Raw genomic sequence first — 18,809 nt, 5'->3', positions numbered from 1 at the left:
TCGATTCGAATTATTTGTTGTCTTTATCGTCTACTTCTTCAAATTCTGCGTCCATGACGTTGTCGTCTTGTCCGTCAGCTTGTGCGCCTTCAGCGCCAGCTTGTTGTTGAGCCATGTTTTCGTAGACTTTTTGTGTGAGTTCTTGAACGACTGTTGATAATTCATCTTTCGCCGTACGAATCGCTTCGATGTCTTCTCCAGCAAGAGCCGTTGTTACTTTTTCTTTTGCAGCTTCTGCTTTTTCTTTATCGGCAGCATCGATTTGTTCGCCGAGATCTTTGATTGCTTTATCTGTCGCGAAGACGAGTTGATCGGCTTCGTTACGAAGTTCAACTTCTTCTTTACGTTTGTTGTCTGCATCTGCGTTCGCTTCAGCATCTTTGACCATTTGATCGATGTCCGCTTCAGTCAAGCCGCTTGATGATTGGATTGTGATCGATTGTTCTTTGTTTGTACCGAGGTCTTTCGCCGATACGTTAACGATTCCGTTTGCATCGATGTCGAATTTAACTTCGATTTGCGGTACGCCGCGTTGTGCCGGTGGAATGTCTGTCAACTGGAAACGACCCAGCGTTTTGTTATCTGTTGCCATCGGACGTTCCCCTTGAAGGACGTGGATATCTACTGCCGGCTGGTTATCAGCTGCTGTAGAGAACACTTGTGATTTAGATGTCGGGATCGTCGTGTTACGATCGATCAACTTCGTCATCACGCTACCCATTGTTTCGATTCCGAGTGAAAGTGGTGTTACGTCAAGAAGAACAACGTCTTTGACGTCACCAGTCAATACGCCACCTTGAACTGCTGCACCGAGGGCAACCACTTCGTCCGGGTTAACGCCTTTGAATGATTCTTTACCTGTGAAGTCTTGAACTGCTTTTTGGACTGCAGGAATTCGTGTTGATCCCCCGACAAGAATGATTTTATCGATTTTATCTGGTGACATACCAGCATCGCTAAGGGCACGGCGCGTTGGTTCCATCGTCCGCTCGACGAGGTCAGCAGTCAAATCGTCGAATTTCGCACGTGATAACGTCATTTCAAGGTGAAGTGGACCTGCTGCGCCAGCCGTGATGAACGGAAGGCTGATTTGTGTCGAAGAGACACCTGAAAGGTCTTTCTTCGCTTTTTCAGCAGCATCTTTCAAACGTTGAAGTGCCATTTTATCTTGTGCTAAGTCGATGCCATTGTCTTTTTTGAATTCTGCAACAAGGTGATCGATGATTTTTTGGTCAAAATCATCTCCTCCAAGACGGCTGTCACCGGCTGTTGAAACAACTTCAAAGACACCATCACCAAGTTCAAGGATTGAAACGTCGAATGTACCGCCACCTAAGTCATAGATGAGGATTGTGTGGTCTTCGCCTTTTTCAAGTCCGTATGCAAGTGCTGCTGCAGTTGGCTCGTTGATGATCCGTTTCACGTCAAGACCAGCGATTGTACCCGCGTCTTTTGTTGCTTGGCGTTCTGCATCATTGAAATAAGCAGGTACTGTGATGACAGCTTCCGTTACTTTTTCACCGAGATAATCTTCAGCTTGCGCTTTCAATTTTTGAAGGATGATTGCTGATACTTCTTGTGGCGTGTAATCTTTTCCTTCAACTTCAACTTTGTAGTCTGTACCCATGTGACGTTTAATCGACATGATTGTATTCGGGTTCGTGATTGCTTGACGTTTCGCGACTTCCCCGACTTGACGCTCTCCGTTTTTAAAAGCGACGACAGATGGTGTCGTACGGTTACCTTCTGCGTTTGCGATAACGACCGGCTCTCCGCCTTCCATTACTGCTACACATGAGTTCGTTGTACCTAAGTCAATACCAATGATTTTTGCCATGATAAATTCCTCACCTTCGATTAGTTAATTGTTGTGTTTCGGATGATTCGAGATTACTCTGCGACTTTGACCATGCTTGGACGAATCACGCGGTCATGTAACTTATACCCTTTTTGGAATTCAGCCGTTACGATGCCCGACTCGAATTCGTCACTTGCTTCCTGAACGACTGCCTGATGCAGATTCGGGTCAAAGGCTTCGCCAACCGCTGGAATTTCAACGACACCTTCGTTTTGAAGGGTTTCGGCTAACTGACGCTTGACCATTTCGACACCCGCTAAGACGGACTTTGTTTCTTCGTTGTCAGACTCAATCTGAAGTGCGCGATCAAGGTTATCGACGAGTGGGAGTAACTTCTCGACGATAGATTGTGATGAATACTTCGCACGATTTTCTGCTTCAATCCGGTTACGGCGCTTGAAGTTATCAAAATCGGCACGCAACCGTAATTCTGATGCTTTTGCTTCAGCAAGTTGCGCTTCAAAATTCGGTGTCGCTTCTTCTTCGACGAGGTCCGCTTGCACGAGTTCCTCTTCTGTTACTTCAACTGTTTCTGCTTGTTGCTCGGTTGTTTCTTCATTACTGAGGTTTTGATTCTGCTCTTTTTCTTCCACTCTGAATCGAGCCCCTTTCTATATTCAATCCAAGCTGTTTTTACGCAGCTCGGTTTGGAATGCTTGCAAAAGATGAATGATCGAATTGATGCCTCGATTATAATCCATCCGTTTTGGACCAATCAGCGCAAGTGTCCCGAGCGAAACGCCATCAACGGAGTAATGGGCACGGATCACGCTACAATCCTTCAGGGCATCGACATTGTTCTCGCTTCCGATCGTAATCAAGATTTGATTATCGAGATTCGGACTCAAGAAATCAAACAATGCTTCCTGCTGTTCAATCAATTCTAAGACAGGTCTTAGTTTGGCGACGTCTTGAAATTCCGGTTGGTCGAACATATTTGCTTTCCCACCCAGATAAATCAAGGGACGCTCATCCTGTTGATCCATCAGAACGATATCGAGTGCTTTCGAAAGTAACGACGTCTGCTCCGAATGTTCGGAACGAAAACGTCTGATTTCTTCCAGCAAACGAATACGAAGATTGCTCAGTGGCGTTCCTCGTAACGTCTTATTCAGACGTTCCATCAGTCGACTCGCTGCCTCACGTGAGAGAGCTTCCGCTAACTGAAGTGTCTTATGCTCAACATGACCTGTCTCCGTTACGAGAACGATTACGACGCGTCCTTCTGCTAACGGGATTAATTCTAAATGGTGGAGCCGTTGTCCTTCTTCTTTAGGACCTAATACAAGTGTCGTGTAATGCGTCAATTCGCTCAACAAGTCCGCCGTATGTCTGATCAAGCGATCATTTTCATTCACGGAATGGGCAAATAATGATTTTAATGCTTTTGCCTCTTGCGGTGAGATGCTTTCCGGACGAATCAGATGATCGACATAAAATCGATATCCAAGCTCAGATGGAATTCGTCCCGCAGAAGTATGCGGTTTTTCAATCAATCCCATCTCTTCGAGGTCCGCCATCTCATTTCGAATGGTCGCGGAACTGAACGTCACGTCGTCTCGTTTCGAGAGCGTCCGTGAGCCGACGGGTTGAGCGGTTTTGATATAATCATCGACGATTGCACGCAAAATCAACAATTGACGATCCGTCAGCACCTTCTTCACCACCTTATTTTGTTAGCACTCACTTTTAACGAGTGCTAATTACATCTTTACTATAAGGAATAGTGGAAATGATGTCAACAGATTTGCTGAACCCTTTGAACAGTTTCCCATTATACGATACAGTGAAACAAATGATGAAAAGGATGATCAAGATGCTTGAGATGTTTGCGATGGCCGGTGTGTTCGTTTGGTTGTTCATTGCCATCATCGGAACGACTGCTTATTTCGCAAGAAAATCTAAAAAATAGACGCGTACGAGGAAAATAACGAGAAAAGACGCTTTTATCTCCCAATAGCACGTTGTCTGTACGCAAAAAACCAATCCCGCTACTGTGGATTGGTTTTTTTGTCGTCCTGAAATCATTCAACTTCCGCTTCACCGATGAACTCGGCGAATACTTCATTCGCAAGCGGGACACCCGCCTCCGTTAATCGCAAGTGTGTATCCGTCCGTTCGACTAATCCGCGCGGCAATAACTTCGTGATTGTTTTACCAAAAGCAGCATCTAACGCTATCCCATACTTTTGCTCAAAGTGTTCGATTGACACCCCTTGTTTCATCCGAAGTCCGAGGAACATCTCTTCTTCCATTCGCTCGACACGTGTCAGTGGTGTCTCGTTGCGGACCGGTAAACCTTCCGCCTTGATGTAATGCGGAATCGGTGCGATGTTCGCGCGACGTGTTTGAGCGATGTAACTATGCGAGCCTGCGCCGAAACCGTAATACTCATCATTTTCCCAGTAGACCCGGTTATGCCGACTTTCTTTCCCCGGTAACGAGAAGTTCGAAATTTCGTATTGTTTCAAACCACCGGCTTCAATCGTCTCAATCATCAAACGATACATCTCTGCTTCAAGATCTTGTGTCGGTAACGGGAGTTTTCCTTTTCGTTCTTGAATCGCGAACACGGTGTGCGGTTCCAAAATTAACGAGTACGACGAAATATGGGTGATCGGTAAGCGAAGGGCGCGCTCGACATCGTATTTAACTTGCTCAAGCGTTTGATTCGGTAAGCCGAACATCAAATCGACGGAAATGTTATCAAACCGTTTAGCCGCTTCGTCAAGCGTCTCTGCGACTTTCGCTTCCCGGTGCGTCCGACCGATCCGTTCAAGCAATCCGTCATCAAACGACTGGACACCGAAACTGACACGGTTGACACCACCCGCTTTCATGATATCGAGTTTTTCAGGCGATACGCCGTCCGGATTCGACTCGACCGTGTATTCAAGCGTCTCATCCGTCAGCGGCAAGAGATGTTTGCTGATGATGTCCATCAGACGTTGCATCTGTTGTTCGTTCAGGGCAGTCGGTGTTCCGCCACCAATGAAAATCGTTTCAAGTCGATCGGTCGGGTATTGTTGTAGTGTCAGTTCGATTTCACGTTCTAACGCATCTAAATATTCCGCAACCGGTTGATTCTTTAAAAATACTTTATTGAAATCACAGTAGTAACAGATATGTTCACAAAACGGAATGTGGACATATGCGGCGCGTGGAGTCATTTCGCCTCATCCTTTCTATATAAACAAGAAAAAGGGTGCGTTAAACGCCCCCTTTTGACTTTAATCTTCATCCATCGACAGAACCGACATGAAGGCTTCTTGAGGTACCTCTACCGAGCCTACCATCTTCATGCGCTTCTTACCTTCTTTTTGCTTCTCAAGCAATTTACGTTTTCGTGAGATATCCCCACCATAACATTTTGCGAGAACGTTTTTCCGAAGGGCTTTAATCGTCGAACGCGCAACGATTTTTGTCCCGACCGCAGCTTGAATCGGCACTTCGAATTGCATCCGTGGAATCAATTCTTTTAATTTATCAACGATGACTTTCCCACGTTCGTACGCAAAATCACGGTGAACGATGAAACTCAGGGCATCGACGTTTTCGTTATTCAATAGGATATCCATCTTCACAAGGCGTGATTGTTGGTAGCCAATCAATTCGTAATCCAGTGAAGCATATCCTTTTGTACTCGATTTTAATTGATCGAAGAAATCATAAACGATTTCCGAAAGCGGTAACTCATACGTGATTTTAACACGTGTCGTATCGATGTATTCCATGTCGATGAACGTCCCACGTTTCTTTTGACAAAGTTCCATGATTGCCCCGACATAGTCGTTCGGCGTCATGACAGCTGCCTTGACGAAAGGTTCTTCGATGAACTCGACCTTTTGTTGATCGGGCATCTTCGACGGGTTGTCGACATGCAAGACTTCGCCAGACGTCGTCGTCACGTTGTAGATAACCGACGGTGCTGTCGTGATCATATCGATGTTGAACTCACGTTCGATTCGCTCTTGAATGATTTCCATGTGCAACATACCTAGGAATCCACAGCGGAAACCGAATCCGAGTGCTTGCGATGTCTCCGGCTCGAACTCGAGTGCTGCATCACTTAACTGGAGACGCTCAAGCGCTTCACGTAAATCATTGTAACGGGCGGCATCGATTGGATACAGTCCACAATACACCATCGGATTCATTTTCCGGTAACCCGGCAACGCTTCGATTGCCGGTTGTTTCGCGAGTGTAATCGTATCCCCTACTCGGACGTCTCCAACGGTCTTAATCGACGCTGACAATGTACCAACATCTCCGACCGTTAATTCTTGTTGACGAAGTGCCTTTGGTGTCGAAACGGCAAGTTCTAAGACTTCGAAATCTTTACCGGTCGACATCATACGAATTTTATCACCGACTTTGACCGTTCCGTTGACGATTCGGATTGATGCGACAACACCACGGTACGGGTCATAGAACGAGTCAAAAATTAACGCTTCAAGCGGTGCAGCCGGATCACCGGTTGGTGCAGGCACTTTTTCGACGATTTGTTCAAGAATCTCTTCAATTCCGATTCCTGCTTTTGCTGACGTCGGAACCGCTTCAGATGCATCGAGTCCGATGACATCTTCGATTTCTTGACGAACACGTTCGACATCCGCCGACGGCAGGTCAATTTTATTGATGATCGGTAAAATTTCAAGATCGTTATCTAACGCCAAGTAGACGTTCGCGAGTGTTTGTGCTTCAATCCCTTGCGCCGCATCGACGACGAGAACAGCACCTTCACACGCTGCGAGTGAACGCGAAACTTCATAAGTAAAGTCGACGTGTCCAGGTGTGTCGATCAGATGGAGGATATATTCCTCACCATCTTTTGCTGTATACTTCAATTGGACGGCATTCAACTTGATTGTAATTCCACGTTCCCGTTCGAGATCCATGGCATCAAGCGTTTGGTCTTTCATTTCCCGTGACGTCAAAGCGCCTGTTCTTTCTAGAATACGGTCAGCGAGCGTCGATTTCCCGTGGTCGATATGGGCGATAATCGAGAAGTTCCGAATGCTCTTTTGCCGTTTTAAACGGTCTGCATTATTCATGTTTATAGTCACCTTACCTTATATTCAAACGTACATACGCTTCATTATAACAAAAATCAGACGAGCTGTACCATCCCGTTTTGTTTTACCGAAAAACAAAAATCCAAAGAAACCCTAGAGCTGTTATTGCTTTTAAGAAAAACGTTTGCTACAATTGTGTTTGTTCTGTTGAACGATAAATGCAGATATGCGAATATAAATCTCGAATGAGTTTTCTTGGAGGTGAATCATCCATGGCTAACATTAAATCAGCAATCAAGCGTGTTAAAACAGCTGAAAAACGCCGCGTCGCTAACGTACAACGTAAATCGTCAATGCGTTCAGCTATCAAAGCAGTCGAAACTTTCGCTACTGAAGGTAACAAAGAGCAAGCGCTCGTAGCTTTCAACACAGCGTCTAAGAAAATCGACAAAGCTGCTGCTAAAGGTCTTATCCACAGCAACAAAGCTGGTCGTGACAAATCACGTCTCGCTAAACTCGTAAACGCACTTTAATTCTTTCCGAAGAATACGGTGATCGATCGCCACTAGGGGCTTCCCCGGTGGCGATTTTTTTGTGCTTAAAAAAGAGACCGACTCCAAAAGAATGCTTCCTTTCGAGTCAGTCTCAGTTGATTTGAATACTTCGTTTCAATACGTCAATCGATCGACCATCACGTGATGCGGACCAATTCCTTCGATTTCAAATTGCTCACTCGCAATCTTCATTCCAAATCGTTCGTAGAACGGAACTGCGACTAGCCGGGCATTACACCACCAACCAGTAGCTTGCCGTTCCTTTAAGATTCGTCGTGCTTCTTCAAGCAATGCAATCCCGTATCCTTCACCACGTACATCCGGACTCGTCGCCATTCCCCGCAATTGATATGTCAATTCGGGAGCTGTATCATATGACCGTTTTGCAAATGAGCCGATTGCGACAATTTTACCGTCCTTGACGCCTCCAAGGTGAAACGTATCTGTCGCCAAGTCGTCCGGATACGTGCACGCCTCAATCGGTTGATGCGGACGTAAGACGCCATGACGAAGTGGAATCACTTCTGTTGCTTGAATCATTCGAATTTCCATTAGTTCGTCAGCTCCTCACAAAGTCGCTAGTCGGACGATTAGTGAATCAAACAATATTCGCTTATCACCACGCCCAGTCTTCATCCCTTCATCAGTCGTCGTGATGGCGATTAACGCTTGTTCGAGTTGGGCGAACGTAAATCGTTTCCCGGACTGCAATGCTAATTTAATCACATATGGATGCGCCCCGACCTTTGAAGCAATTTGTCGTTCACCATAACCTTGTTCCGCCAGGCGCTTAGACAGTAACATCATTCGGTACTGACGTGCCATCAAACCGAGCAGCGCTAATATTTCCTGACCTTGCTTTTCTAAGTCACGAATCAGGCGAATCGCAGGCTCAAGTTGACGTTTCATTAAGTAATCCGTCAATTGAAAGACATTGTCTTCAAGTGTCCGCGGTACTAACAAATCAACATCCGCCAATTCAATCGTCGGATGATCGCCTGCATAAAGCATCAGCTTATCGAGCTCATGCGCTAGCGTTCCCCACATTTCTCCTGTCAAAAAGATTAACCGTTCAATTGCCGGTCGCTCCATCCGGTATCCTTTGTCATTAACAGTATCCATCGTAAAGCGGAATAATTCTTCCGAAGTCGGCTTTTTTGCTTCGAGGACCGTCGCACGATCTTTCAACCGCTTGACGATTTTTTTTCGTTCATCCAGTTTCTCCGCTTCGACAATTAAAACGACGACTGCATAATCTGCCGGTTGTAAGACATATTCCGCTAATCGATCAACGTTATGCGTTTTTTTATCTTTCGCGCCCGTCAGAAAAGTCGCTGGTTTTGCAACCACGACACGGTAATCACTTAAAAAAGGAACTGTTTCCGCCTCATCTAACACGGCATCGAGAGGCTGATCGTTTAAATCGATCTTCATGTAGTCAAATCGTTCGCCATCTGGTAATGCCGCCTTCACGATTTCACGTTCCCACTCCTCTAAAAGATGACGCTCCGTCCCATATAATAAATAAAGGTTAGCCAACTTTCCGTTGACAAGCCAAGGTGTTTTCATCATTCCCACCACATTTCACAGTTTGTTCTTAACTTCATCATAGATAATCCTCTTTTATTCCGCTATACTAGAAGCGGAATCTATTAAGGGGGAATGCAGCATGGCACATTCAGTACGCCCACCAAGTGAAAATGCGTTTGAAAACGATATTCAATCAAAACGTAATGACGCGCTTGACTCAGCCGTCGGTTTTGGCGCTTCATTTGGTTTCTTCGCCGTTTTATTCATCATTGGCGTTTTAATCAAATTCTTAAGTCTATAATCACTAAAACAGCAACCTTGGGGGGTTGCTGTTTTTTATTTTATCATAGCTTCACAGCCTGCTGAAGAACAAGTTATCATCCCGTCCCTGTCCGTCCGCCAAATCGTCCGCTGATTTCCGATGCGATCTAACACTTCTTCATGCGGGTGACCATAACGATTATTCCGTCCCGCGGAGATGATGACTGTTTCTGGATTCGTTTGTTGCAACAAGTCGAGTCCCGTCGACGTCTTCGAGCCATGATGACCCGCTTTCAAAATATCGATTGGTCCAAGGTTCCAACCTTCTTCTTGTTCATTGCTCGCGTCACCCGTCAACAAAACCCGTTTTCCTGCAACGTCCGCAAGCAACACGATGGAACGGTCATTCTCCTCTGCTTCTGATTCGTCAGGTGCAACAACAGTAAGCCAAGGTCGTATCTCTCGCCCTGCCTTGACGAACTCCACTTTGGTCCCTGTCGCTTCAATCTGCTCCAGCAAACGATGCCGCTTTTCATCCTGATTATCGTATCTTCCGAAATAAATCGTATCGACACGAATTTTCTTTAATAACCCGATGACACCTCCAATATGATCATTGTCAGCATGAGTCAAGATGAGTCCGTCGATTACTGTCTCCGCGCGCGTATGAAGAAAAGGCGCAACGATTTGACTACCAGGGTCGAACGGACGTAACGTGGGACGTTGTGATAACGTAAACGCCCCGCCTGTGTCGATGACGAACGTTTCTCCATCCTTCTCGATTACCGTACTATCGCCTTGACCGACGTCGAGAAATGTCACCTGTTCTTCCGTCCTTAAATCCATCGATACACTTCCAAGAAGAAGAGCACAGACGGGAAGAAGATGCCCCCACCACTTTTGTTCCGCTACATACCATCCGATTAAGACGACGACTATAACGAGCAAAAAGAGTGGTAACGATAATAAGTGGACAGCAACGGTCGGAACAGGTAACTGCTCCGCTTGCGCGAGGGCAAGATCAAGTACACCAACTGCTCGCTCGTGGAGCGTCATGAATGTATCCGTGACTGGGAAAAACAAGAGTAAGCCTACTAGAAAGGAAAGCGGAAGGATGATCCATTCGATCCAGGCTCCAATGACGAGGTTCAACAGAGGCGACCATGGCGAAACTTCCGTTTGTTCCGCCATTTGCAAGACTAGGCTCGTTAAGATTTGCGCCCAGACACTAATTAACAACCAGTTCCAAGGACGTTTTACTTTTTGCCAGATCTTGCGCGACAATAATAAAAAAATCGTTAGTCCGACAGTCAACTGAAAGCCGATATCATAAAGACTCGTATAGGAATAGGCGAGTTGCGCTGCTGCAACATAGGCAACCACGAGGAGCGGGTCTGTCCGTCGTCCGAGACGCTGATAGAGCAGCAAGATGAACGCGACGCAGACTGCACGCGTGACCGGCGCACTCCATTCCGTCAGCCAACCATATAACGGTAATAAGACAAGGACGAATTCCGCTCTTCGTTCACGCGTCAATCGGCACTTTTTCAAAATCCATAATATCGTAAAAATCAAAAAGGCGATATGTGAACCTGAAATGACGATTGCGTGTAACAATCCAAACTTTTTGAAGCGATCAAGTGTCAACTGATCCATCAATCGGTCCTCACCTAGCACGAGCGCTTCGATATACAAGGCTTGTTTCGCCGGAAGTCGTTCAATCCGGTCCATCCATGCTTGGCGCATCCTGCGTCCCTGCGCGTCAAATCCAGGTGTATCGGTACACGATCCCCATTCTTTCACTTCGAATTTTCCTGCTAATCGTTCTGTACGCATCCAGCGCGCCTCGTCAAAGCCGCCACGATTGACACGGGGTAAAACCATCTTTTCCGTCAGTTCGACTTGACATCGTCTTCCAATTCGCTCGTAATCGAGATCCTGATGTTCATCTAGCGTCGCCGAAACAATCAACTCCTGTTGATTCGCAGTCGCCAGGTACCGAATCCGATCTCCATTTTGCTTCGCATCCAAAATATCAATTGTCTGAATCGGTGTCGCATCATCGAAATCTTGTCCGTACACGATGAACACTACGACCAACAGACTCATCAAGACAAGGCGTGTCGAAGTAAAAGACCAGCTTTTAATGGTCAAAACGAGACAAATCACACCTACGAGCCAAAGTGACTCTTTGATTGCGATCAATACAATCATGAAAAATAACGGGAATAACGGCATCAGTAAACAATCAAATAGGCTCTCAATGTTTCAAGCGTCTTGTCACCAAATCCTTTGACCTCTCCTAAGTCTTCATAACGCGCGAACCCGCCCTTTTCTTCACGATAGGCTAAAATCGCGCTCGCTTTAGCTGGACCGATTCCAGGGATTTCAAGTAACTGTTGCTCCGTTGCAGCATTCAAGTCGAGCAGACCAGTCGGCACATCTGCTTGTGGTACTTCTTCTTTCGGTTGTGTAAGTTTCACTTTTTCTTTTGTCGGAACAATGACTTCCTGACCGTCAATCAATCGTGCAGCGAGATTCATTTCTGTCACATCAGCAGCTTGTGTCAACTCCGCACGAACGACTGCGTCTTTAATCCGGTCGCCTAACTTAAAGGAATAGGGTCCCGGTCGCTTGACTGCCCCTTTCACATCAACCATGATTTTTTTGTTTAAGAGGGTCTGCTCCGTGGACCCTTGATCTTCTGCTTTGGCGTCTTGCTCATGCTTAACGATTGCTGGTTTGTCGACGAGCGCTTCTTTCGAACACGATGGTAACGGGACGAACAGTACGATTATCAGTAACACGACAACAACAACACTCGCGATTTGTTGAATCCGGGGAATAGTCATCGGTCTCCCTCCTCTTGCCTCGACTTTACCAGGCTCGAGTCTTCACGTAGCTTTGAGTAATTCGTTTTTCTCGTGGTGTTAACTGACAAATCAATTCCTCAAGAAATCTTTTTCATGTAAATCGTTTATTTTTCTTTAACATACAGCACAAAATACAGCACAAAAAACCGCTGCGAAAGTTTCCTTTTGCAACGGTCCATCCATTATATTTTTTCAGCTACAAAGAAAATTCGTTCGGCCGTCGGTGTTGGTGCATCACTCGTGAAATCACCTGTTACGGCGAGCGTCCGGAATCCGGCTTCACGAAGCCACGTCACGTATTGTTCCGGCGGATACGTCCGTTGATGATGTGTCTCGTCAACACGGTCATAACGTCCATCTTCGTCTTCGATGAAGAACGTCAATTCGTGGACGACGGACAGTGGTGCTTCTCCGGGATCGGCAAACCAAATATAAGAACTTTGTTCGGCGTGTGTCGCATATGTTTTCCCGTTAAAGAGTGTTTCCATCTTATACGGGGAATGCACATCAAACAACAACTTCCCGCCTTCTTTTAACGTCCGTGCCGCATGTTCGAACGTCTGTTGCACATCCGCTTCTGTCTTCAGGTAGTTGAGCGAGTCACACAAAATCGTCAGTGCGTCGACTGGAGCAGGCAATTCGATTTCGCGCATGTCTTGACACCAAAAATCGATTTTTTGCTGTTGTCCCATCGCTTTTTCTTGTGCAATTTCAAGCATCTCTTCCGATAGATCGATACCTGTCACGCGGTAATGCTCAGCGAGTAACAACGTCGCCGTTCCTGTCCCACAACCGACGTCAGCAATCGTACTGTTTGCTTCGACGTATTGCGATACCCAGGCGACCCATTCGTCGTAGGGAACATCTTGCATCAACTCGTCATAGACGTATGCAAACTGTTCGTACGCCATCAGTCGATCTCGACTTCTACTTTAGGTGCGTCTGACCAGAGTTTTTCAAGGTTGTAGTAGTCACGGTCATCACGGTGGAAGACATGGACGACAACATTTTCAAGATCGGCGAGTACCCAACGCGCTGCGTCAAGTCCTTCGAGACGTTTGATCGGAAGTTCATTTTTATGCGCAACTTCTTTCACTTCACGTGCGATCGCTTGAACTTGCTTTTCTGATCCACCTTCACAAATCACGAAATAATCTGCGATTGGTGAGATGTTTTTCATATCTAAAACGATGATATCTTCTGCCCGTTTATCATCAATTGCATTTACGATTAATTTTAATTCTTGTTCGACTGTCATAGGACGGTCCCCTTTCGTTTAGCCGTGACGAACGCGTTATACGTTTCAATCGTCAACGGAAAAATCACTGTTTGTTTGTTACATAAAAATTGGATGGTATGCGCAAGCGTCGCGATGACGGCGTCCGTTAAATCGGCGTCTGCAATTTCACGTAATGTTTCAACGCCTGGATACGTACGATTCGGCTCAATCGCATCGGCGACGAAAATCACTTGATCGAGCAATGGCATATCCGGAGCACCGGTCGTATGATTCGCGATCGCTTGGTAAATCACCGTATCTTTGACGCCAAGTTCACGTTTGACGAGTTCTGCGCCGATTGGCGCGTGCAAGAGCTCATCGTCATAATCGAGCAACTCGAGCTGTCCGAGTTCGCGAGCGAGCGTCCGCATTTCTTCGGTGTCCCGATACTTCGCATAATCGTGCAGCATCGCAGCGAACGCTGCCGTTTCCTCGTCGACACCGTTTCGCCGTGCGAGTTGACGAGCTGTTTCAACAACTCCAAGCGTATGCATATAACGCTTATGCGGGAGTGTTTGTTTAATGATATCGTCTGCTTCTTCAAGTAACATACAATTCCCACTCCTCGATTAGTTGTCGGACAGCTTCAGGAACAAGGTAACGGATACTTTTACCGCGGGCGACACGTTTTCGAATGTCCGTCGAAGACACTTCAAGCGACGGTAAGTCGACTGCTGTCACTTGCGCACCTGCCGGAATCAAATAACGACTGCCTGGACGTGCGACCGCTCCGAATTGAACTGCCTCAAACAGGCGGTCTGCTTGATACCATGTATCAAGGCTCGCAAGCGAGTCTGCCCCGAGTAGAAACACGAACTCGTCTGTCGGATACCGTTTTTTCAATTCGAGAACCGTCTCAAGCGTATACGATTTTTCCTGACGCTCGAACTCAATCGTCGAGACGGAAAACGCATCGTTTGCCTGGACAGCGGCTTCAACGAGCTTCAACCGTTGCGCAGCACTCGTCACGTTCGCCGCTTTATGCGGAGGGACGTTCGCAGGTAAAAACCAAACCGCATCAAGATGCAGTTGTTCCTTTGCTTGTTCCGCTATCAATAAATGACCGATGTGGGGCGGGTCAAACGTTCCGCCCATCAAACCAATCTTCATCGTGGTAATTGTAACGTTTTATTCTCTTTCGATTCTTTGTAGAGAACAACAACTTTACCGATGACTTGAACGAGTTCAGCATTTGTTCCGTCGACGAGTTCAGCCGCTACGTCTTTTGGTGTGTCGGCACAGTTCTGCAAAACTTGGACTTTCAATAATTCACGTTTTTCGAGTGCATCGATCAAATCCGCACACATCGCTTCTCCAACGCCATTTTTCCCTACTTGGAAAATCGGGCTTAAATCATGTGCTGTCGCACGTAAAAATCGTTTTTGTTTACCTGTTAACATATCAATATTCCTCCAATTGCTTTCGAATCACCTGCTCACCAAGCGTAAGATCAGGTGCATGACCGGTGAAGCGTTCAAATGCTTCAGCCGCTTGTAAAACGAACATCGGGACGCCGTCTAGTGTCGCGAGTCCTCGAGCCGAGGCATCACGTAGTAGTTGCGTCGGAGTCGGTCGATAAATAATATCACAAATCAGTGCCGTCGTCTCGGTCAATACGATTGGTGTTGCTTCGATGCGTGGCATCATACCGACCGATGTCGTATTGATGATTGTGTCATACGGCGTTAAATCTGGTGACCCCGACCAGTCGATTGCCTGCGCCTGAAATTCAGCGGCAAGCGCGCGCGCGCGTTGATTCGTCCGGTTCATGAGTGTGACAGTCCCGTCGAGCGCTGCGACGATTCCTCGCGCCGCCCCGCCCGCGCCAATCACAAGAATGTTTTCTGACGATTGTCTTGCGGACAAGGCACGAACGAATCCCGTCCCGTCCGTATTCGCACCGACCAGTTCCGTCCCGTCAAAATAGACCGTATTGACCGCCCCTGCTTTTTCAGCAGAAGGCTCGAGTCGATCAAGAAACGGGATGATTGCCGTCTTATAGGGAATCGTGACGTTAATCCCGTCGAGCTCGCGCATCCGTAATTGCCGGACGACCTGCTCTAAATCGTCTGCTTCGACATCTATCATACTATAACAGCCGAAAAGCCCAGCCGCTTCCAGCCATGCCTCGTGCAGCACGGGTGAAAGTGAATGGGCAATCGGATGACCGATGACAGCGAAACGCATCAGACGAGCGCCTCACGTAAGGAAACAGCAACACCTTTAGGCGCGTAGGCAGCTACTCGTCCACCTTTTCCGTGAACTGCAACCCAACCGAGTCCACTGAAGACGATATCTGTTTTCATGTTGTCACGTAAGCTGAACTCATGACGGACGAGCGGTGGTAACATCTCAAGCGTTTTTTCATTCGGAGGCGATAATAACTCTCCATTATGATTTGCATAAAGATCGTCCGCCTTATCTAACTTCGTCCGGTGAACCTTGAGTTCATTTGACATATAGATGACGAATGAACGTTTGTTCCCTTCCATGTAGTCAAGGCGTGCTAAACCACCAAAGAATAACGTTTGTTGCGGGTGGATTTGGAAGACTTGTGGTTTGATTTCTTTTTTCGGCGTAATCAATTTCAAGTCGCGCGCATCGACATAGTGCGCCATCTGATGATGATTGATGATTCCTGGCGTGTCGTACAGGTTACAGTTGTCATCTAGCGGAATGTCGATCAAATCGAGTGTCGTTCCTGGGAAGTGACTGACGGTGATGACGGCCTCTTCTTCTTCACCAAAACGTTTAATGACTTGGTTGATGAGCGTTGATTTCCCGACGTTCGTACAGCCGACGACGTAAACGTCGCGCCCTTTACGATAGTAGTCAATCTTCTCGGCTAATTCATCGACGCCATGCCCTTTTTTCGCACTAATCAAGTGAACATCTACCGGACGTAAGCCCAGTTCCTTCGATGTTTGGCGCATCCAGTTCATCAAACGATTCGGATTAAGTGATTTCGGCAACAAATCTGCCTTATTCCCGACAAGCAGGACATCATTTTTTCCGACGAAGCGGTGTAATCCTGGTAACCAACTTCCGTTGAAATCAAAAATATCAACGATTTTAACGACGAGTGCATCTTTTTGACCGATTCCGTCTAAAATTTTGACAAAATCATCGTCCGTCAATGCAACGTCTTGAATTTGGTTGTAGTGTTTCAGTTTAAAACAACGTTGGCAAATGACCATTTCACGGTCAAGTGCAGATTTAGGCGCATAACCTGGTGCTTTCGGATCCTCTGTTTGAATCTCGACACCACAGCCGGCGCAATGAATTTCTTCGTTCATATGTGTGTTGAGCCGCATCGGGAACTTTCCCTTCTCTATTCAACGTAGCACCCTGCACGCTACTCCAAGAGCGTAACTTCCGACCTATTGCCGTACATGTTGCGACTACTGCCTATCCTTTCATCTACCGGTATGACAGGGTCATTGTTGCTTATCTTGACGCAGTGACTCGATCTGCCGCTTTTCCGTTTCAGACTCTTCTTTGACACGTTGCGTCAATTTATAGATGCCTTTACGTTTCATGCGACGGAAGACGAGACGTTCCATCAAGCGATTGAATTTAGTGACGACACCGTCTGTTTTAACGACGGGTTGGACGTGAATGACTTCGATGCCTACGGAATTTGCTCCTAGCACATCAGTAAACAGCTGATCCCCAAGAAATACAACTTCTTTTGCATGGTAACCGAATTCCGTTAATGCTCGTTTGAAACCGATTGGTAATGGTTTTCGGGCAGGTGCAATATAGTGAAGTCCGAGTGGATCCGCGAACTTTTTGACACGATCGCCGTTATTATTCGAGACGATGATGACGTCAAATCCGTATTGATTATTCACCATATCCAGCCATGACACCAATTCGTCTGGAGCATCGGCAATATCCCATGCAACAAGCGTGTTATCAAGATCCGTCAAAATTGCTTTGACACCGTTTCGTTTTAACATCTCTAAATCGATATCATAAATGGATGCGACGAAATGTTTCGGATAAAGTCGTTTGAACAAGAATAAAACCTCCAGATAATGGTCTAGCTCTATAGTTAAGTTTAAGAAACAGTTATGTTCTTATCGTTCGATTATAGCACAATCAATGGCGTAGAGCGATGCACAAAAGAAAACGCCCTTTCACTTTAAGGGCGCTTTTGCTTTCATGAATTCCAAATACCAAGTGCTTGTCCCATCAAGACAGGACCAGTTACATCACCTTCTAAATCAAGCGCACCTTTTGGAGCAATTAAAACGACCGTCGAACCGAATGAAAAATACCCGAACTCGTCGCCACGACGAATGTCACGTGCATGATTCGTCTGGACGATCGTGTTGACGTTCAACGCTCCGACCATGACGTGTTCAAGCGCATGTGCACCTTGGACGATTCGCGTCACCCGTCGATAGTTTCGTGTCAGCGGTCGCGTTCCGTAAGCCAATCCAAGATCATTGACCGGTGCAGAATCCCGCCCGAGCGTATAACTCGTCCGAACTGTCCCATCGATTGGAACATGAACGCGATGATAATTTTGTGGGCTGAGATAAAAAATCAGGACACGGCCACCAACGTACGTTGCCGCTTCATGGTGTGAACCAATCAATTCCGCGACTGAATACGTTTGTCCTTTGACCGTGAAGCGACTCTCTTCCGTCAAGTCGTCGACGACAGATAAAACACCGTCGCACGGACTGACGAATGCGTGCTCAGCTTGCGTAATCGGTCGGACTTCTTCTTTTAAGTGACGGACGAACAACTCATGTAGAGTCGGGTACGCGTCGACCGGCTGACTCGCTTCGTCCATTTGTAAATCATACAGCTTAATAAACGGTTTGATGAAAGGCCGGCTCAATTCACTCATCGCAAAGCGCCGCAATTGATGTGCGACGAACGGGCGTCCATTTAATTCGAATAGATTTTTAAAAAACCATTTTTTAATCATTTAAATCACCCGATGATTCTTCTTTTGAATCCTCAATATCCTTACCTGCGAAGAATTCCTTATAGCTTTCTTCTGTCTGTTCGCCTGCGACACGGCTTACTTCTTTCCCATCTTTGAAGTGGACGACAGTTGGTGTTCCTTCGATACCGAATGTATCCCACGCCGACTGTTCGACAGCAAGATCAATCTGTTCAAACGGAATATCCTGTTGCTCGCCGAGCGGTACTAAGTACGGTTTTACTTTTTCACAGTGGACGCACCCTGTCTGATAGAAGTACGTATAGAATTCGTCACCTGACTTTAATTTTTCAGCGACTTGACTCGCTGTTAGATTTCCATCTTTCGTTGCTGAATCTTCATTATCCATGAAGAGCAGCAATGTTGCTCCCAGTATGACGATCAATGCGATGACGCCGGCCGTTATCCAATTCGCTTTTGATTGCGACTTTTTCGACGGCTTCACGCGCGTAGACTTTTTCGACAAATCGATCCCT

22 protein-coding genes are annotated in these 18,809 nt (G+C 46.5%); 3 read left to right on the top strand and 19 right to left on the bottom strand.

All coding sequences use genetic code 11. The annotated features are described in order from the left end of the window. Positions 1–10: 10 nt before the first annotated feature. From dnaK to hrcA, 3 genes are read right to left on the bottom strand one after another with little or no spacing between them, the layout of a single operon-like run. Positions 11–1,837, bottom strand: coding sequence for a molecular chaperone DnaK (gene dnaK / locus A0126_RS03930; RefSeq protein ID WP_088836525.1), 1,827 nt, complete (start codon positions 1,835–1,837; stop codon positions 11–13). A gap of 53 nt (positions 1,838–1,890) precedes the next feature. Beyond that, positions 1,891–2,451 (bottom strand): nucleotide exchange factor GrpE, encoded by a 561-nt coding sequence (grpE, locus tag A0126_RS03925; protein ID WP_029332899.1) that lies wholly within the window; start codon positions 2,449–2,451, stop codon positions 1,891–1,893. A 24-nt stretch (positions 2,452–2,475) separates the two neighbouring features. After that, positions 2,476–3,513, bottom strand: coding sequence for a heat-inducible transcriptional repressor HrcA (gene hrcA / locus A0126_RS03920; protein ID WP_029332898.1), 1,038 nt, complete (start codon positions 3,511–3,513; stop codon positions 2,476–2,478). Between the two features lie 77 nt (positions 3,514–3,590). On the opposite strand from hrcA, the gene A0126_RS03915 reads away from it, so the two are divergent. After that, positions 3,591–3,770 carry a hypothetical protein gene (locus A0126_RS03915; RefSeq protein ID WP_088836524.1) on the top strand — a complete coding sequence of 60 codons (180 nt, stop codon included), beginning with the start codon at positions 3,591–3,593 and terminating at the stop codon, positions 3,768–3,770. Between the two features lie 112 nt (positions 3,771–3,882). Here A0126_RS03915 and hemW read toward each other — a convergent pair whose 3' ends face one another. Next, on the bottom strand, positions 3,883–5,028 hold the full coding sequence (hemW, locus tag A0126_RS03910) for a radical SAM family heme chaperone HemW (RefSeq protein WP_088836523.1): 1,146 nt from the start codon (positions 5,026–5,028) through the stop codon (positions 3,883–3,885). A 60-nt stretch (positions 5,029–5,088) separates the two neighbouring features. Beyond that, positions 5,089–6,912 carry a translation elongation factor 4 gene (gene lepA / locus A0126_RS03905; protein WP_029332895.1) on the bottom strand — a complete coding sequence of 608 codons (1,824 nt, stop codon included), beginning with the start codon at positions 6,910–6,912 and terminating at the stop codon, positions 5,089–5,091. Positions 6,913–7,145: 233 nt separating this feature from the next. On the opposite strand from lepA, the gene rpsT reads away from it, so the two are divergent. Continuing rightward, complete coding sequence (gene rpsT, locus A0126_RS03900; RefSeq protein WP_014969761.1) at positions 7,146–7,406, top strand: 30S ribosomal protein S20; 261 nt, start codon at positions 7,146–7,148, stop codon at positions 7,404–7,406. Between the two features lie 135 nt (positions 7,407–7,541). Here rpsT and A0126_RS03895 read toward each other — a convergent pair whose 3' ends face one another. Continuing rightward, positions 7,542–7,979: a GNAT family N-acetyltransferase gene (locus A0126_RS03895; RefSeq protein ID WP_088836521.1), complete on the bottom strand. Its 438-nt coding sequence runs from the start codon at positions 7,977–7,979 to the stop codon at positions 7,542–7,544. A gap of 15 nt (positions 7,980–7,994) precedes the next feature. Further along, the gene (gene holA / locus A0126_RS03890; protein WP_088836520.1) at positions 7,995–8,996 is read right to left on the bottom strand and encodes a DNA polymerase III subunit delta; all 1,002 of its coding nucleotides are present in this window, start codon (positions 8,994–8,996) and stop codon (positions 7,995–7,997) included. 100 nt (positions 8,997–9,096) lie between these two features. On the opposite strand from holA, the gene A0126_RS03885 reads away from it, so the two are divergent. Continuing rightward, positions 9,097–9,258 carry a YqzM family protein gene (locus A0126_RS03885; RefSeq protein WP_029332892.1) on the top strand — a complete coding sequence of 54 codons (162 nt, stop codon included), beginning with the start codon at positions 9,097–9,099 and terminating at the stop codon, positions 9,256–9,258. A 35-nt stretch (positions 9,259–9,293) separates the two neighbouring features. Here A0126_RS03885 and A0126_RS03880 read toward each other — a convergent pair whose 3' ends face one another. From A0126_RS03880 to A0126_RS03825, 12 genes are all read right to left on the bottom strand, one after another. After that, positions 9,294–11,456 (bottom strand): DNA internalization-related competence protein ComEC/Rec2, encoded by a 2,163-nt coding sequence (locus A0126_RS03880; RefSeq protein ID WP_088836519.1) that lies wholly within the window; start codon positions 11,454–11,456, stop codon positions 9,294–9,296. Next, a complete protein-coding gene (locus A0126_RS03875; RefSeq protein WP_088836518.1) occupies positions 11,456–12,070 on the bottom strand; it encodes a helix-hairpin-helix domain-containing protein in 615 nt (204 codons plus the stop codon). The genes A0126_RS03880 and A0126_RS03875 overlap by 1 nt, the downstream gene beginning before the upstream one ends. 203 nt (positions 12,071–12,273) lie before the next feature. After that, entirely contained in the window at positions 12,274–13,002 is a 729-nt protein-coding gene (locus tag A0126_RS03870; RefSeq protein WP_088836516.1) for a class I SAM-dependent DNA methyltransferase, read from the bottom strand. Continuing rightward, the gene (gene rsfS, locus A0126_RS03865; protein WP_029332888.1) at positions 13,002–13,349 is read right to left on the bottom strand and encodes a ribosome silencing factor; all 348 of its coding nucleotides are present in this window, start codon (positions 13,347–13,349) and stop codon (positions 13,002–13,004) included. Before rsfS ends, A0126_RS03870 begins: the two co-directional genes overlap by 1 nt. Then, positions 13,346–13,921: a bis(5'-nucleosyl)-tetraphosphatase (symmetrical) YqeK gene (gene yqeK / locus A0126_RS03860; RefSeq protein WP_088836515.1), complete on the bottom strand. Its 576-nt coding sequence runs from the start codon at positions 13,919–13,921 to the stop codon at positions 13,346–13,348. The genes rsfS and yqeK overlap by 4 nt, the downstream gene beginning before the upstream one ends. Beyond that, entirely contained in the window at positions 13,911–14,480 is a 570-nt protein-coding gene (locus tag A0126_RS03855; protein ID WP_088836514.1) for a nicotinate-nucleotide adenylyltransferase, read from the bottom strand. The genes yqeK and A0126_RS03855 overlap by 11 nt, the downstream gene beginning before the upstream one ends. After that, positions 14,477–14,770 (bottom strand): ribosome assembly RNA-binding protein YhbY, encoded by a 294-nt coding sequence (gene yhbY / locus A0126_RS03850; RefSeq protein ID WP_088836513.1) that lies wholly within the window; start codon positions 14,768–14,770, stop codon positions 14,477–14,479. Before yhbY ends, A0126_RS03855 begins: the two co-directional genes overlap by 4 nt. A 1-nt stretch (position 14,771) precedes the next feature. Beyond that, complete coding sequence (gene aroE / locus A0126_RS03845) at positions 14,772–15,557, bottom strand: shikimate dehydrogenase (RefSeq protein WP_088836512.1); 786 nt, start codon at positions 15,555–15,557, stop codon at positions 14,772–14,774. Next, positions 15,557–16,666 (bottom strand): ribosome biogenesis GTPase YqeH, encoded by a 1,110-nt coding sequence (gene yqeH, locus A0126_RS03840; RefSeq protein ID WP_029332883.1) that lies wholly within the window; start codon positions 16,664–16,666, stop codon positions 15,557–15,559. The genes aroE and yqeH overlap by 1 nt, the downstream gene beginning before the upstream one ends. 141 nt (positions 16,667–16,807) lie before the next feature. Further along, complete coding sequence (locus A0126_RS03835; RefSeq protein WP_088836511.1) at positions 16,808–17,392, bottom strand: YqeG family HAD IIIA-type phosphatase; 585 nt, start codon at positions 17,390–17,392, stop codon at positions 16,808–16,810. A 143-nt stretch (positions 17,393–17,535) separates the two neighbouring features. Next, positions 17,536–18,315: a phosphatidylserine decarboxylase gene (locus tag A0126_RS03830; protein WP_088836510.1), complete on the bottom strand. Its 780-nt coding sequence runs from the start codon at positions 18,313–18,315 to the stop codon at positions 17,536–17,538. Further along, a complete protein-coding gene (locus A0126_RS03825; protein ID WP_029332880.1) occupies positions 18,308–18,799 on the bottom strand; it encodes a thioredoxin family protein in 492 nt (163 codons plus the stop codon). The genes A0126_RS03830 and A0126_RS03825 overlap by 8 nt, the downstream gene beginning before the upstream one ends. Positions 18,800–18,809 lie beyond the last annotated feature (10 nt).

The organism is Exiguobacterium sp. N4-1P (assembly GCF_002214325.1).
The sequence above is the reverse complement of the archived record's forward strand: the minus strand, read 5'-3'. Positions and strand labels throughout refer to the sequence as shown.